Origin of the sequence: Pseudomonas sp. PH1b (assembly GCF_000633395.1) — a bacterium.
Taxonomy (GTDB): domain Bacteria; phylum Pseudomonadota; class Gammaproteobacteria; order Pseudomonadales; family Pseudomonadaceae; genus Aquipseudomonas.
In genome coordinates, this window is the sequence record NZ_AYMU01000010.1 from 281,687 (window position 1) to 295,538 (window position 13,852).

Consider the following 13,852-nt stretch of genomic DNA (forward strand, 5'->3'; position numbering starts at 1 on the left):
TATGCAGGCGATTGGAGCTGGCAATCAATCGTCGAAGTCTTGCCAGCCGCCCATTTGCTTCCAGCGGTTGACGATGCCGCAGAACAGCTCCGCGGTCTTCTCGGTGTCGTAGCGGGCCGAGTGGGCCTCACGACCGTCGAAGTCGATGTCTGCGCTTTGGCATGCCTTGGCCAGGACGGTCTGACCGTAAGCCAGGCCCGCCAGGGTGGCGGTGTCGAAGCTGGAGAACGGGTGGAACGGGTTGCGCTTCATGTCCAGGCGCGCCACGGCGGCGTTGAGGAAGCCCAGGTCGAAGCTGCTGTTGTGACCTACCAGGATGGCGCGTTTGCAGCCATTGGCCTTCAGTGCCTTGCGCACCCCGCGGAAAATATCGGTGAGGGCGGTTTCTTCACTGACGGCCATGCGCAGCGGATGGTCGAGCTTGATCCCGGTGAACTCCAGGGCTGCGGCTTCGATATTCGCGCCTTCAAACGGCTCGACCCGGAAGAAGTAGGTGTGTTCCGGGAACACGAACCCCTTTTCATCCATGCCGATGGTGGTGGCGGCAATTTCCAGCAAGGCGTCGGTGGCCGAGTTGAAACCACCGGTCTCAACGTCGACGACTACCGGCAGGTAGCCGCGAAAACGCGCCGCCATGGGATGGCGGGGGCCGCCGCTGCTACCTTCTTGTTCGTCGTCGAAATGGTCGTCACTCACGAGTGATCCTCCAGCAGGCGCCAGCGCAGTTTTTCTCCGGCGCGCAGCGGAATGACAGTCAGCTCGCCGAATGGCAGGCTGGCAGGGGCGGTCCATTCTTCACGAACCAGGGTGATGCGATCAGTATTGGCCGGCAGGCCATAGAAGCGCGGGCCGTTGAGGCTGGCAAAGGCTTCCAGCTGGTCCAGGGCGTTGCGCTGTTCGAAGGCTTCGGCGTACAGCTCGATGGCTGCATAGGCGCTGTAGCAGCCGGCACAGCCGCAGGCGGCTTCCTTGGCATGCTGGGCATGAGGTGCCGAGTCGGTGCCGAGGAAGAACTTCTGGTTGCCGCTGGTGGCCGCATCCAGCAGGGCTTCCTGGTGGGTGTTGCGCTTGAGGATCGGCAGGCAATAGAAGTGCGGGCGGATACCGCCCACCAGCATGTGATTGCGGTTGTACAAAAGGTGATGCGCAGTGATGGTAGCGCCGACGTTGGCCGAAGCTTCCTTGACGAACTGTACGGCCTCACCGGTGGTGATGTGTTCGAACACCACCTTCAGGTTGGGGAAGCGTTCGACCACACGGCGCATGTGTTCATCGATGAAGATTTTTTCGCGATCGAAGACGTCGACGTCACCGCGGGTCACTTCGCCGTGGATCAACAGCGGCAGACCGACTTCATCCATGGCCTCGAGTACCGGGAAGATCTTGTCGATGCTGGTCACGCCCGAATCCGAGTTGGTGGTCGCGCCCGCCGGGTACAGCTTGGCGGCGTGCACGAAACCGCTGGCCTTGGCTGCGCGGATCTCGTCCGGTTGGGTGCGGTCGGTCAGGTAGAGCACCATCAGCGGCTCGAAGCGGCTGCCGGCCGGGCGCGCAGCGAGAATGCGCTGGCGATAGGCATCGGCTTCCGCGGCGTTGCGCACCGGAGGTACCAGGTTGGGCATGATGATGGCGCGGCCAAAGGTGCGCGCGACATCTGCGACTGTATTGGGCAACACGGCACCATCGCGAAGATGAATATGCCAGTCGTCGGGACGCAGCAGGGTCAGGCGGTCGGACATTGGAGGTTCCAGGCGGGTAAAACTCGGGGGAATGCTACCGGAAAAGACTCTTCCAGGCACTCGCTATCAAGTTTTGCGACGAGCAACCGATATCCCGAAGGTATGGCGTAATAACGCCTGTAGAATTTTTGTAGTACACGTCAGTGGAGCCTCCCGTGCGCCAGCGTTATCTAGCCTTGCTCAGTGTGTTTGCCAGCCTGCCCGCGATGGCTCTCACTTTCCAGACGCGTCTGGAGAGCATTGAGTGGACGGTCGAAGGCGATAAATTCGAGTGCCGCCTGATTCAACCGGTCACCGATTTCGGTTCCGGCGAATTCGTTCGCCGCGCCGGTGAGCAGGCGATTTTCCGTCTCAAGAGCTTCAACCCGATGCAGGCGGGGGGCTCTGCGACGCTGCTGGCGGCGGCGGCGCCCTGGCAGCCGGGGCGTAGTGATATCAACCTCGGAGCGGTCAAGGCCGGTACCGACGGGGTGTTGTTCAACAGCAGCCAGATGCAGGCGGGACGCTTGATTATGGGGCTGCTGGAGGGGCGCAGCCCGGTTGTTCGTCACTACTCCCGTGAGGGTGGCATTTCCGAGGTGCGCCTGCTGCCAGTGAAGTTCAGCAAGGCCTATAGCGACTATCAAGGATGCATGGCCAAGCTGCTGCCGATGAACTACGAGCAGGTCAAACAGGCCGAGATCGGCTTCCCGGGAGGCGGCATTGACCTGGATGCCCGGGCCAAGGCCAAGTTGCAGGTGATGGTGGACTTCATCAAGGCAGACCCGACGGTCAATCACGTCGAGTTGGACGGCCACTCGGACAACAGTGGCAACCGCCTGACCAATCGCGACCTGTCTCGTCGACGCGCCCTGGCAGTGATGGAGTTCTTCAAGGCCAATGGCCTGACGGAAAATCAGATCGTGGTGCGCTTTCATGGCGAGCGCTATCCCCTGGCGCCCAATACCAATGCTGCGAACCGGGCGAAGAACCGCCGGGTCAATGTGCATCTGGAGCGGGTCGCCCCAACCGAAAAACCGGCTCCCGCGCCTCAGGCTGCCTCCGGTTCCAGTGCCGCGGCGACTTCCTGACAAGGCGGTCGTCGTCGCGCGTTCGACATAATCTGTCGCCTGGTCGTCTTAAGCTGTCGCGCCTCTGTAAATTATCCGCGTGGATCGGTAGACTTGGCGGCTTTCCGTACAACCCCGTGGAGTGATGGCATGGCCGACGTAAACAAGGTCGTTCTCGCGTATTCCGGCGGCCTGGACACTTCGGTGATCCTCAAGTGGCTGCAGGATACTTATAACTGTGAAGTGGTGACCTTCACCGCTGACCTGGGTCAGGGCGAAGAAGTCGAGCCTGCACGTGCCAAGGCGCAAGCCATGGGCGTGAAAGAGATCTACATTGACGACCTGCGCGAAGAATTCGTGCGCGATTTCGTTTTCCCGATGTTCCGTGCCAACACCGTTTATGAAGGCGAGTACCTGCTGGGTACCTCCATCGCTCGCCCGCTGATCGCCAAGCGTTTGATCGAGATTGCCAACGAAACTGGCGCTGACGCCATTTCCCATGGCGCGACCGGCAAGGGCAACGACCAGGTTCGTTTCGAACTGGGCGCCTATGCCTTGAAGCCAGGCGTCAAGGTCATTGCTCCATGGCGCGAGTGGGACCTGCTGTCCCGCGAGAAGCTGATGGACTATGCCGAGAAGCACGCGATCCCGATCGAGCGTCACGGCAAGAAGAAATCCCCGTACTCGATGGATGCCAACCTGCTGCACATCTCCTATGAAGGTGGCGTGCTGGAAGACACCTGGACCGAGCACGAAGAAGACATGTGGCGTTGGACCGTCTCTCCGGAGAACGCGCCTGACACCCCGCAGTACCTGGAACTGACCTACCGCAACGGCGACATCGTCGCACTGGACGGTGTCGAAATGACCCCGGCCACCGTGCTGGCGACCCTGAACCGTATCGGTGGTGAACACGGTATCGGCCGTCTCGACATCGTCGAGAACCGTTACGTGGGCATGAAGTCCCGTGGCTGCTACGAAACCCCAGGCGGCACTATCATGCTGCGCGCTCACCGTGCCATTGAATCCATCACCCTGGACCGTGAAGTGGCTCACCTCAAAGATGAGTTGATGCCCAAGTACGCCAGCCTGATCTACACCGGCTACTGGTGGAGCCCGGAGCGTCTGATGCTGCAGCAGATGATCGACGCCTCCCAGGCCCATGTGAACGGCGTGGTCCGCCTGAAGCTGTATAAAGGCAACGTGATCGTTACCGGTCGCAAGTCCGATCAGTCGCTGTTTGATGCCAACATCGCCACCTTTGAAGAAGACGGCGGCGCCTACAACCAGGCGGACGCAGCGGGCTTCATCAAGCTGAATGCCCTGCGCATGCGTATTGCTGCGAACAAGGGTCGGACCCTGGTCTGATGCGTTGAGTGATTCAAGGAAGCCCCGCTAGCAGCGGGGCTTTTTTTTGCCCGCGTTAACTGCATTCACGGTTTTCATTGCCCAGTGAGTTGTTTGTGAAAGTCGAAAGGGAGTTGGCCTGCCGGCTACTTAGATAGTCGGGTCGATTACTGAAAGTTATTATTGATGGTTGGGTTTTTAGTACGGAAAGTAGTTTGCTAGGCGATTAATCCTAAGCGCTAATCAAGTTGAATGGCCATTGCCTAAATTATTTTGTAAGGCAATTCGGTATTGTTTGTAAGGATAGTCCTCGTAGGGCCGTAGCCCAGTGTTTAACGGTGCCAGGGTCATTTCCCTGGGGTATTGTGCTGGCTCTAAAAATAACTCTCAGGACTTGGATGGACCTATGAAAAGAGTATTGATCGTGGATGATCACCCGGTTATTCGGTTGGCTGTGCGCATGTTGATGGAGCGTCATGGTTTCGAAGTAGTTGCCGAGGCAGACAACGGCACGGATGCACTGAAGTTGGCTCTTGAATACGTTCCCGATATCTTGATCCTGGATATCGGGTTGCCACAACTCGACGGGCTTGAAGTTATAACGCGGCTGATGCAAAGGGGATTGCCGATCAAGATCCTGGTGCTGACCTTGCAAGTTCCGGGGCCTTTTTCCATGCGTTGCATGCAGGCCGGAGCCGCCGGTTATGTGTGCAAGCAGCAGGACATCACCGAGCTGATCAGTGCCGTACGCGCGGTACTGGCGGGGTACAGCTACTTTCCCAATGAAGCCCTGCACACGTTTCGTTCAAGCCAGGGCGTCAGTAGCGAGGCAGAAATGATTGAACTTCTTTCGGGACGTGAGTTGATTGTCTTGAAGCAGCTCACCAATGGCATGAGCAACAAGGAAATTGCCGAGGGGCTGTGCCTGAGCAACAAGACCGTCAGTACCTACAAGCGCCGGTTGTTGGCCAAGCTCAATGCTCGTTCATTGGTCGATCTGATCGAGTTTGCCCAGCGGCATCAATTGGTCTGAGTCGCTAGTCTGGGGCCGCACTGAAACGGTGATAGGAGCGGGCCGTTTCAGTGGCTTTATGGTCGGTCAGGCAAGCGCGCCGACCGGCCAGGCTCCAAGGAACACAAGGTACAAAAAAACCTCCACTGGGAGGTTTTTTTGCGACTAGAGATCAAAGTCGTAGTCGGCCAGTTGCTTTTGCAAGCGCCGCTCTTCCAAGAGATTGTCGATGGTTCGGCGTTTGCTCAGATTGGTCTTTGCCACTTCGACTACCGGTTCGGCGTCATCAGTTTCAGCCGCTACGAAGTCGTCTTCCGCGTCCAGTTGTTCTTTGCCAGTGCTCATAGGTTCAACTCCAGGCTAAGACTGCCATTGGCGCTCCTTATATCGATATTCTCCTGGCGGGTAAAAAAGATTTTTTCAATCGACTCATCAATAAAATCAATGCTCCGTCAATCGTCAGAAGTCTTCTGCTTGTATTCGCACAGGTCTTCGATTCGACAGCTGCCACAGCGGGGCTTGCGGGCCAGGCAGACATAACGTCCGTGCAGGATCAGCCAATGATGGGAATCCAGCAAAAACTCCTTGGGCACGAACTTCATCAGTTTGTTTTCAACTTCCACCACGTTCTTTCCCGGCGCCAGCCCGGTGCGGTTGCTGACCCGGAAAATATGGGTGTCCACCGCCATGGTCAGTTGCCGGAATGCGGTGTTGAGCACCACGTTGGCGGTCTTGCGGCCGACCCCTGGCAGGGCTTCGAGCTCCTCTCGGGTCTGGGGCACTTCGCTGTTGTGGCGCTCCACCAGCAGGCGGCAGGTCTCGATGACGTTTTTCGCCTTGCTGTTGTACAGGCCGATGGTCTTGATGTACTCGGACAGGCCTTCGACGCCCAGGGCGTAGATTGCCGAAGGGGTGTTGGCCACGGGGAAGAGTTTGGCGGTCGCCTTGTTGACCCCGACGTCGGTCGATTGCGCCGAGAGAATCACCGCGATCAGCAGCTCGAACGGCGAGGAATAGGCCAGTTCGGTTTTCGGTTCGGGGTTGTCTTCGTGAAGCCGACGAAAGATTTCCAGGCGTTTGGCAGCATTCATGGGTGGTTCATTTCCTCGAAGGCGGTCGGTTGAGGGGCGATGAGGGGGCCCAAGCCTGCTTGGCGGCCACTATCAGGCCCAACAGGATAAAACCCCCGGGGGCCAGGGTCAGCAGGCGCAATCCGCCTTCCGGCAGCAGGACCCAGCCGCTGCCATCACCAGGCAGGCCGGCGAGCCAACCCAGGTGGCTGCCCAGGGCGCCTGTACCCAGTAGTTCGCGCAGGGCTCCGAGCAGGATCAACGCACTACAGAAGCCGCTGGCCAGGCGCAGACGGTCTGGGTGCTGGAACAACCCCGCCTGCTCCACTATCACGCATTGCAGGGCCAGCAGGCCGAGATACAGGCTGAGTTGCTGATGCAATTCATAACTCCAGGCCTGCATGGCCAGCCACAGGCAACTGCCGAGGGTGGCGCTGAGCAGCAGGCTGGCGAGCCCTTGGCGGCGCACTTCGAGATGCGCACGCAGCAACTGCATGCCGGCCCCGAAGGCGCAGATCATCAGGATAAAGGCCAGGGTCATGCCCAGAGCCTTGACCCAGGTGTCCGTGGCCCCGATCAGCGGGGCAAGCATCAGCAGGCCAGGCAATGCCAGCGGCTTATTCATGGAGTGCTCCCGGGAGCTGTTGCTCGTGGTGCTCGTCGAAGTAGCGCAGGGCATCGTGCAGGGCGCTGATCACGGCGCGGGAAGTGATGGTGGCGCCGGCAATCTGATCGAATTGACCGCTGTCTTTTTTCAAGGCCCAGCCGGTATCGCCCGGGTCATTGCGGGACTTGCCGAGAAAGCCTTGCAGCCAGGCATTGGGCTGTTCGGCGATGCGCGCGCCGAGTCCCGGGGTTTCATCCTGCCTCAGGGTCTTGCTGCCCAGCAGGCGCCCGTTGCCGTCAATGGCGATCAGCAGCTCGATAGGGCCGGCGTAGCCGGTGACCTGGCTACGCAACAGCCATGCACTGGGCTGGCCCCTGCGCGTGGCCAGGTAGCCATCGAGCAGGCGGCTGTTGGCCAACTGCACATCGGCCAGGGGCAGCGGATGATCCAGTGGCTGGTTGTCATAGCTGCCGGGGGGCAGCAGATCCAGGAACTTGCGGGCCTGCAAGGCCCTTTGCTCGGCGGCGATCCGCGGCGCGGCGGCGTGATCCAGCCACAGGGTGGCACCCGCCCCGAGGGCGGCGAGCATCAGCAGCAGGATCAGGCCGCGCAGGTTTTTCATGAAAGGGTGCCTTCCTGGTCCGTTGCACAGAGGCGCTCCAATGCAGGCACCGCCAGGTTCATCAGTACCACGGCAAATGCAACGCCGTCCGGGTAGCCGCCCCAGGTGCGAATCAGGTAGGTGATCAGGCCGACTCCCATGCCAAACAGCAAGCGGGCCTTCGCCGCTCGGGGGCCGGACACCGGCTCGGTGACGATAAAGAATGCCCCGAGCATGCTGGCACCACTGAGCAGGTGAAACAGCGGTGAGCCATGGGAGTCGGAGCCCGAGCCGTTCCAGCACAGCAGGCTGACCAGCGCCAGGCTGGCAAGCATGCCCACTGGCGCCTGCCAACTGATGACCCGTTGTTGCAGCAGGAACAGTCCACCCGCGAGGAAACCGAGGTTGACCCATTCGGCACCGCGGCCACCGAGATGGCCGAAGGCGGCGTTGCTGGCAAAAAGCTCGTCGATGGTCAGGCTCTTGTTGATCCGCAGACTGTCCAGGGCCGTGGCCTGGACCCAGGCATCCGGTTGCAGGTCGCTGCCGAAGCCGAAGACCTGCTGCAGGCCTGCGAACAGGTCCAGGGCATGAGCGCTGGGCCAGTGGGTCATCGATTGCGGGAAGCACAGCAAGGCCAGGGCGTAGCCGAGCATTGCCGGATTGAAGGGGTTCTGGCCGACACCGCCGTACAGCTGTTTGCCGAAGAGGATGGCGCTGGCGGCGGCGCTCAGTGGTAGCCACCAGGGGCAGTAGGGGGGCAAGGCCAAGGCCAGCAGGGTGGCGCTGACCAGCGCACTGCCATCGCCAAGGCTGGGCAGCAGCGGGCGTTGACGCAGGACCAGGATCAGCGCCTCCATGGCCAGGGCGCCACTGATTGCCAGCAGCAGGTTGAGCAAGGGGCCCCAAGCGTACAGCCACAGGAGTATCAACAGCCCTGGCGTGGTGGCCAGCAGCACTCGCTGCATGGCCTGGCGCAGGCGTGGGTCGACTCCGTCAGCTAGGAGCATGGTCATTTACCTGGCGCTCGATTTCACTCAGGCGGGCCTGGGCCTGGGCCAGTTGCTCGGCACTGGTGTCAGCCTGACGCTGAAGCTTGTTCAGGTCGGCGCGGGCATAGGCCAGTTGGGTTTTCAACTGCCGCAAGTGTGGATCGATCGGGCGCTTGTCGATCCGGGTGAGTACCGGTGCCGGTTTTCCACTGGCGGCCTCGGCGGCGTGCAGCGCCTGCTCGGCCGCAGCCAAGGCAGTGCTCAGGACCTCCAGTTCGGTACTCGAAGCCTCGGTGGCCTGGGCTTTTTTCAGCTCGGCGCGGCGCGTTGCCAGCTGGATCTTCGCGCGCTTGAGATTGGCATCGCCGGCTGTTGGTGGCGGTGCAGGGGGCGCCTCGGCCTCGAGCTGGGCCAACGCAGCCTCGGCGGCTTCAAACTGGCGTTGCAGGCTGACCAGTTGCGTCTGCTGTTCGAAGGTGGGGGGGTGACCAAAGGCCTTGAGGGACTTGTTCAACTGCGCTCGGCTCATGGCCACTTCGATCTTGGCTTTTTTCAACGCCGCATCGGCTGCTGCGGCTTTCTGAGCGCGAACCCGCTCAATAGCCGCCTGGACCGGGTTGTGGCTGTTGTTGTCCGTCTGCGTGGCACGTTGCGCTCGGGCCTGGCGTTCGGCCAGGCGCCGGGCTTCTTCCCGTTGCAGGCGGTCATTGCGTTGCTCGAAGCGACGTCGGGCGTGATCGCGTTTGGCGGCTCGGGCCTGCAACTGCTCGGTGCTGTTGGCGAGGCCGCCGACAATTGGCATTACCTTGGAAGCGGCAGGCAGGGGAAGCATGTCGATGCAGTCCACCGGGCAGGGCGCCACGCACAGGTCGCAGCCGGTGCACTCGTCGATGAGTACGGTGTGCATCAGTTTGGCCGCGCCGACAATGGCGTCCACCGGACAGGCCTGAATGCACTTGGTACAGCCGATGCATTCGGCTTCGCGGATATGGGCGATCTGCGCCGGGGCTTCGCCGCGGCTGTGATCCAGTTCCAGCACGGGCAGCTTGAGCAGTTGGGCCAGCCCGGCGATGGTTTCCCGGCCGCCGGGCGGGCACTTGTTGATGGCCTCGCCGTTGGCGATGCCCTGGGCGTAGGGCTTGCATCCGGGATGGCCGCACTTGCCGCACTGGGTCTGGGGCAGGAGCGCATCGATGCGTTGAATCAGACTCATGTTTTGATCAGTCCGTTGAAACCGAGGAACGCCACTGCCAGCAGGCCAGCGCTGATCAGGTCGATCGGCAGGCCGCGCCAGGGCAGCGGAACATCGTTGTTGGAAATACGCTGGCGCAGATCGCTGAACAGGCTCAGTACCAGCCAGAAACCCAGCCCCGCCCCCAGGCTCATGGCGGCGACGGTGGCCAGGTCAAGGTTGTCCCGAGCGGCGAACAGCAACAGCCCGAGCATTCCGGCATTCCCCAGCAGCAGCGGCCAGAGTCCGTCGAACGCCAGCTTGGGCAAGGCCCGGGCCAGCAACCCCAGCAGTGGCTTGATCAACAGGACACTCAAAGGCAGCCAGACGAACAACTGCAGGGATTCCAGCCCCCATTGCAGCAGCAGCCCACGATAAAGGGCATGGCCGAGGACACCGCTGATCAGCATCAACACCGTGGTGGCCAGGCCCAGGGCGTGGACCCGCTGCCGAGCCGTGCCAGCAGGCGTTTGCAGCAGTGGATCGACGCCCAGCGGCCACTGCAACACGAAATTGTTGATCAGGGCGGTGCTGACAAGGGTGAGCAGGAGATGGGTCATGATCGGTGCCGGGGCGAGCAGGCTGTTCCTCAAGAATAGGCAAACTCCCACGCGGGCGCAGGGGGGGCAGATATGCAAATCCCCCCGTTACGCCAAGGCGCAACGGGGGGACCGGGTCCAGCATGATGGGTTACTTGATCCGCTGGCCAGGCTTGGCGCCGCTGTCCGGGCTCAGCAGGTAGATCTCTTCACCGCCAGGGCCGGCGGCCATCACCATGCCTTCGGAGATGCCGAACTTCATTTTCCGTGGCTTGAGGTTGGCGATCATCATGGTCAGGCGACCATCGAGCTTGGACGGATCAGGGTAGGCGCTCTTGATGCCGGAGAACACGTTGCGCTGTTCGTCGCCGATATCCAGGGTCAGGCGCAGCAGCTTGTCGGCACCTTCCACGGCTTCGGCCTTGACGATCAAGGCGACACGCAGGTCGATGGCGGCAAAGGCATCGAAGTCGATTTCCGCCGACAGCGGGTCCTTCAGCAGTTCACCGTTGCCTTTAGGGCCGCCGGTGTCGGTCTGGCTGGCGGCGAGGTCTTCTTTCGAGGCGTCAGTCATGGCTTGCACTTTTACCGGGTCGATCCGCGTCATCAGCGGCTTGAATTCATTGAGCTGATGGTTGGCCAGCAGTTGCTGGTGATCGTTCCAGGTCAGCGGCGCAACGTTGAGGAACGCCTCGGCGTCGGCGGCCAGCAGCGGCAGCACCGGCTTGAGGAAAACCACCAGTTGGCGGAACAGGTTGATACCGGTGGCGCAGATGGCCTGGACTTCATCCTGCTTGCCTTCCTGCTTGTTCAGCGCCCAAGGCGCCTTGTCGGCGATCCAGGCGTTGGCACGGTCGGCCAGGGCCATGGTCTCGCGCATGGCGCGGGCGAAATCGCGGGCTTCATAGGCGTCGGCGATGCTCGGTGCGGCGGCCAGGAAAGCCTCGGTCAGCTCGGGAGCGGCGTTGCTGTCAACCATCAGCCCGGCGTTGCCCTTGTGGATGAAACCGGCGCAACGGCTGGCAATGTTGACCACCTTGCCCACCAGGTCGGAGTTGACCTTCTGCACGAAGTCTTCGAGGTTCAGGTCCAGGTCGTCGACACCACGGCCCAGCTTGGAGGCGTAGTAGTAGCGCAGGTACTCCGGTGCCAGGTGCTCGAGGTAAGTCCGCGCCTTGATGAAGGTGCCGCGGGACTTGGACATCTTCTGGCCGTTGACGGTCAGGTAGCCGTGAACGTTGATGCCGGTGGGCTTGCGGTAGCCGGCGCCTTCGAGCATCGCGGGCCAGAACAGGGCGTGGAAGTTGACGATGTCCTTGCCGATGAAGTGGTACAGCTCGGCGCTGGAGTCCTTGGCCCAGAACGCGTCGAAGTCCAGTTCCGGACGACGGGCGCAGAGGTTCTTGAAACTGGCCATGTAGCCGATCGGCGCGTCCAGCCACACGTAGAAGTACTTGCCCGGCTCGTCCGGGATCTCGAAGCCGAAGTACGGCGCATCGCGGGAGATGTCCCACTGCTGCAGGCCGGCGTCCAGCCACTCGGCGATCTTGTTGGCCACGGCGTCTTGCAGGGTACCGCTGCGGGTCCAGGTCTGCAGCATCTGCTGGAAGTCCGGCAGCTTGAAGAAGAAGTGCTGGGAATCCTTGAGCACCGGAGTGGCGCCGGAGATCGCCGACTTCGGATCCTTCAGATCGGTGGGGGCATAGGTGGCGCCGCATTTTTCGCAGTTGTCGCCGTACTGGTCCTCAGTGCCGCATTTCGGGCAGGTGCCCTTGATGAAGCGGTCGGCCAGGAACATTTTCTTTTCCGGGTCGAAATACTGAGTGATGGAGCGCGTGGCGATGTGCCCGGCATCCCGCAGCTTGAGATAGATCTGGCTCGACAGCTCACGGTTTTCTTCGGCGTGAGTGGAGTGGAAGTTGTCGAAGTCCACCAGGAACTCGGCAAAGTCGGCGCAATGTTCAGCCTGGACGTTGGCGATCAGCTGTTCCGGGGTGATGCCTTCCTTTTCCGCGCGCAACATGATGGCCGAGCCGTGTGCGTCGTCGGCGCAGACATAGATGCATTGGTTGCCGCGTAGCTTCTGGAAGCGCACCCACATGTCGGTCTGGATGTACTCAAGCATGTGGCCAAGGTGGATGGAACCATTGGCATAGGGCAGGGCGCTGGTGACGAGGATCTTGCGTGGCTCGGACATGGGGCTCGGCTACTTGATGAAACGGAGGTCGGCCACTATAAAGCGCCGGCGCGGATTTTTCACCCTTCGGGGCGTCCTTCTGGCCTGGAGGCGGGTCGAGGCTTGCTGACACCGGCCCCGGCTCCCGCCCGGCTGTGCGACCACCACGGCGCCTGAGCCGGTCATCTGCCCAGAAGAGCGGTCGGCAGGCACTGGCGCGGGCCGGCCAGCCCATCGGGAGCAAGCTCCCTCGCCACGAAGGAGTCGGCGGCGTAGGATAGCCGGCTGATTTTCCAGTCTTGTTATCGGAGTTGCCCATGAGCGCCGTCAATCGCGCAGCGGTGGAAGCCGTTCTTCGCCAATACACCGACCCTTATCTGAACCAGGACCCGGTCAGCGCCGGTTGCGTGCGGGCCATCGAGGTCCAGGGCGACCGGGTCACGGTCCAGCTGGAGCTGGGTTATGCCGCCGGCCTGTTCAAGAGCGGCTGGGCGCAGATGCTGCAACTGGCCATCGAGGGCCTGGACGGGGTCGCTTCGGCCAAGGTCGAGATTACCAGCGTGATTGCCGCGCACAAGGCCCAGGCGCAGATCCCGGGCCTGGCCAACGTGAAGAACGTGGTGGCCGTGGCGTCCGGCAAGGGCGGCGTGGGCAAGTCCACCACCGCCGCCAACCTGGCCCTGGCCCTGGCCCGCGAAGGCGCCAAGGTGGGGATTCTCGACGCCGATATCTACGGTCCGAGCCAGGGCATCATGTTCGGCATCGCCGAAGGCACCCGGCCGAAGATCAAGGACCAGAAGTGGTTCGTGCCGATCGAGTCTCATGGGGTCGAGGTCATGTCCATGGCCTTCCTTACCGACGACAACACGCCGATGGTCTGGCGTGGCCCGATGGTTTCCGGGGCCCTGCTGCAATTGGTGACCCAGACCGACTGGGGCAACCTCGACTACCTGGTGATCGACATGCCGCCGGGCACTGGCGATATCCAACTGACCCTGGCGCAGAAAGTCCCGGTGGCCGGCGCGGTGATCGTCACCACACCGCAGGACCTGGCGCTGCTGGATGCGCGCAAGGGCGTGGAGATGTTCCGCAAGGTCAACATCCCGGTGCTGGGCGTGGTGGAAAACATGGCGGTGCACATCTGCTCCAACTGCGGCCATGCCGAGCACTTGTTCGGCGAAGGCGGCGGCGAGAAGCTGGCCAGCCAGTACGATGTCGAACTGCTGGCTTCGTTGCCGCTGTCGATGCTGATCCGCGAGCAGGCCGATGGTGGCAAGCCGACAGTGATCGCCGAGCCTGAAAGCCAGATTGCCATGGTCTACCAGGAACTGGCCCGGCACGTTGGAGCACGCATCGTATTGCAGGAAGCCGCTGCGCCGGCGATGCCCAACATCACCATCAGCGACGACTGAAACCCGAGACCGCTGCTTGTATGTAGGAGCCGGCTTGCCGGCGAAGGCGTCCGCGAGATCGCTTTCGCCGGCAAGCC

General features: G+C 61.7%; 14 protein-coding genes. 4 read left to right on the forward strand and 10 right to left on the reverse strand.

Features of this window, described 5'->3' with window-relative positions; translation table 11 throughout:
- Nucleotides 1-24: 24 nt before the first annotated feature.
- The gene (gene rnt / locus U873_RS0118495; protein ID WP_011063110.1) at nt 25-696 is read right to left on the reverse strand and encodes a ribonuclease T; all 672 of its coding nucleotides are present in this window, start codon (nt 694-696) and stop codon (nt 25-27) included.
- The gene (pyrC, locus tag U873_RS0118500) at nt 693-1,739 is read right to left on the reverse strand and encodes a dihydroorotase (RefSeq protein ID WP_025129650.1); all 1,047 of its coding nucleotides are present in this window, start codon (nt 1,737-1,739) and stop codon (nt 693-695) included. Before pyrC ends, rnt begins: the two co-directional genes overlap by 4 nt.
- 155 nt (nt 1,740-1,894) lie before the next feature.
- On the opposite strand from pyrC, the gene U873_RS0118505 reads away from it, so the two are divergent.
- From U873_RS0118505 to U873_RS0118515, 3 genes are all read left to right on the forward strand, one after another.
- Nucleotides 1,895-2,809, forward strand: a complete 915-nt coding sequence (locus U873_RS0118505) for an OmpA family protein (protein ID WP_025129651.1) — start codon at nt 1,895-1,897, stop codon at nt 2,807-2,809.
- 129 nt (nt 2,810-2,938) lie between these two features.
- Nucleotides 2,939-4,156 carry an argininosuccinate synthase gene (locus tag U873_RS0118510; RefSeq protein WP_025129652.1) on the forward strand — a complete coding sequence of 406 codons (1,218 nt, stop codon included), beginning with the start codon at nt 2,939-2,941 and terminating at the stop codon, nt 4,154-4,156.
- A 385-nt stretch (nt 4,157-4,541) separates the two neighbouring features.
- Entirely contained in the window at nt 4,542-5,168 is a 627-nt protein-coding gene (locus U873_RS0118515) for a response regulator transcription factor (RefSeq protein ID WP_025129653.1), read from the forward strand.
- Nucleotides 5,169-5,312: 144 nt separating this feature from the next.
- On the opposite strand, the gene U873_RS0118520 is transcribed toward U873_RS0118515, so the two are convergent.
- The 8 genes from U873_RS0118520 to metG all read right to left on the reverse strand — a co-directional run bounded on the left by U873_RS0118520 (nt 5,313) and on the right by metG (nt 12,384).
- A complete protein-coding gene (locus U873_RS0118520; protein WP_025129654.1) occupies nt 5,313-5,492 on the reverse strand; it encodes a PA3496 family putative envelope integrity protein in 180 nt (59 codons plus the stop codon).
- Between the two features lie 107 nt (nt 5,493-5,599).
- Entirely contained in the window at nt 5,600-6,238 is a 639-nt protein-coding gene (nth, locus tag U873_RS0118525) for an endonuclease III (RefSeq protein ID WP_025129655.1), read from the reverse strand.
- Nucleotides 6,239-6,245: 7 nt separating this feature from the next.
- The gene (locus U873_RS0118530) at nt 6,246-6,842 is read right to left on the reverse strand and encodes an Rnf-Nqr domain containing protein (protein ID WP_025129656.1); all 597 of its coding nucleotides are present in this window, start codon (nt 6,840-6,842) and stop codon (nt 6,246-6,248) included.
- Nucleotides 6,835-7,446 (reverse strand): RnfABCDGE type electron transport complex subunit G, encoded by a 612-nt coding sequence (locus tag U873_RS0118535; protein WP_025129657.1) that lies wholly within the window; start codon nt 7,444-7,446, stop codon nt 6,835-6,837. Before U873_RS0118535 ends, U873_RS0118530 begins: the two co-directional genes overlap by 8 nt.
- Nucleotides 7,443-8,435 (reverse strand): RnfABCDGE type electron transport complex subunit D, encoded by a 993-nt coding sequence (locus U873_RS0118540; protein ID WP_025129658.1) that lies wholly within the window; start codon nt 8,433-8,435, stop codon nt 7,443-7,445. The genes U873_RS0118535 and U873_RS0118540 overlap by 4 nt, the downstream gene beginning before the upstream one ends.
- Entirely contained in the window at nt 8,422-9,630 is a 1,209-nt protein-coding gene (gene rsxB, locus U873_RS0118545) for an electron transport complex subunit RsxB (RefSeq protein WP_025129659.1), read from the reverse strand. The genes U873_RS0118540 and rsxB overlap by 14 nt, the downstream gene beginning before the upstream one ends.
- Nucleotides 9,627-10,208, reverse strand: coding sequence for an Rnf-Nqr domain containing protein (locus tag U873_RS0118550; protein WP_025129660.1), 582 nt, complete (start codon nt 10,206-10,208; stop codon nt 9,627-9,629). The genes rsxB and U873_RS0118550 overlap by 4 nt, the downstream gene beginning before the upstream one ends.
- Nucleotides 10,209-10,338: 130 nt before the next feature.
- A complete protein-coding gene (metG, locus tag U873_RS0118555; protein ID WP_025129661.1) occupies nt 10,339-12,384 on the reverse strand; it encodes a methionine--tRNA ligase in 2,046 nt (681 codons plus the stop codon).
- A 296-nt stretch (nt 12,385-12,680) separates the two neighbouring features.
- Here metG and apbC point away from each other — a divergent pair, with 296 nt between their 5' ends.
- On the forward strand, nt 12,681-13,775 hold the full coding sequence (gene apbC / locus U873_RS0118560; protein ID WP_025129662.1) for an iron-sulfur cluster carrier protein ApbC: 1,095 nt from the start codon (nt 12,681-12,683) through the stop codon (nt 13,773-13,775).
- Nucleotides 13,776-13,852 lie beyond the last annotated feature (77 nt).

Coding starts and splice junctions, on each gene's coding strand:
- U873_RS0118535 (WP_025129657.1), bottom strand. CDS start 7,446: ATGAAAAACCTGCGCGGCCTGATCCTGCTGCTGATGCTCGCCGCCCTC.
- rsxB (WP_025129659.1), bottom strand. CDS start 9,630: ATGAGTCTGATTCAACGCATCGATGCGCTCCTGCCCCAGACCCAGTGC.
- U873_RS0118530 (WP_025129656.1), bottom strand. CDS start 6,842: ATGAATAAGCCGCTGGCATTGCCTGGCCTGCTGATGCTTGCCCCGCTG.
- U873_RS0118510 (WP_025129652.1), top strand. CDS start 2,939: ATGGCCGACGTAAACAAGGTCGTTCTCGCGTATTCCGGCGGCCTGGAC.
- nth (WP_025129655.1), bottom strand. CDS start 6,238: ATGAATGCTGCCAAACGCCTGGAAATCTTTCGTCGGCTTCACGAAGAC.
- U873_RS0118515 (WP_025129653.1), top strand. CDS start 4,542: ATGAAAAGAGTATTGATCGTGGATGATCACCCGGTTATTCGGTTGGCT.
- metG (WP_025129661.1), bottom strand. CDS start 12,384: ATGTCCGAGCCACGCAAGATCCTCGTCACCAGCGCCCTGCCCTATGCC.
- U873_RS0118520 (WP_025129654.1), bottom strand. CDS start 5,492: ATGAGCACTGGCAAAGAACAACTGGACGCGGAAGACGACTTCGTAGCG.
- U873_RS0118540 (WP_025129658.1), bottom strand. CDS start 8,435: ATGCTCCTAGCTGACGGAGTCGACCCACGCCTGCGCCAGGCCATGCAG.
- apbC (WP_025129662.1), top strand. CDS start 12,681: ATGAGCGCCGTCAATCGCGCAGCGGTGGAAGCCGTTCTTCGCCAATAC.
- pyrC (WP_025129650.1), bottom strand. CDS start 1,739: ATGTCCGACCGCCTGACCCTGCTGCGTCCCGACGACTGGCATATTCAT.
- U873_RS0118550 (WP_025129660.1), bottom strand. CDS start 10,208: ATGACCCATCTCCTGCTCACCCTTGTCAGCACCGCCCTGATCAACAAT.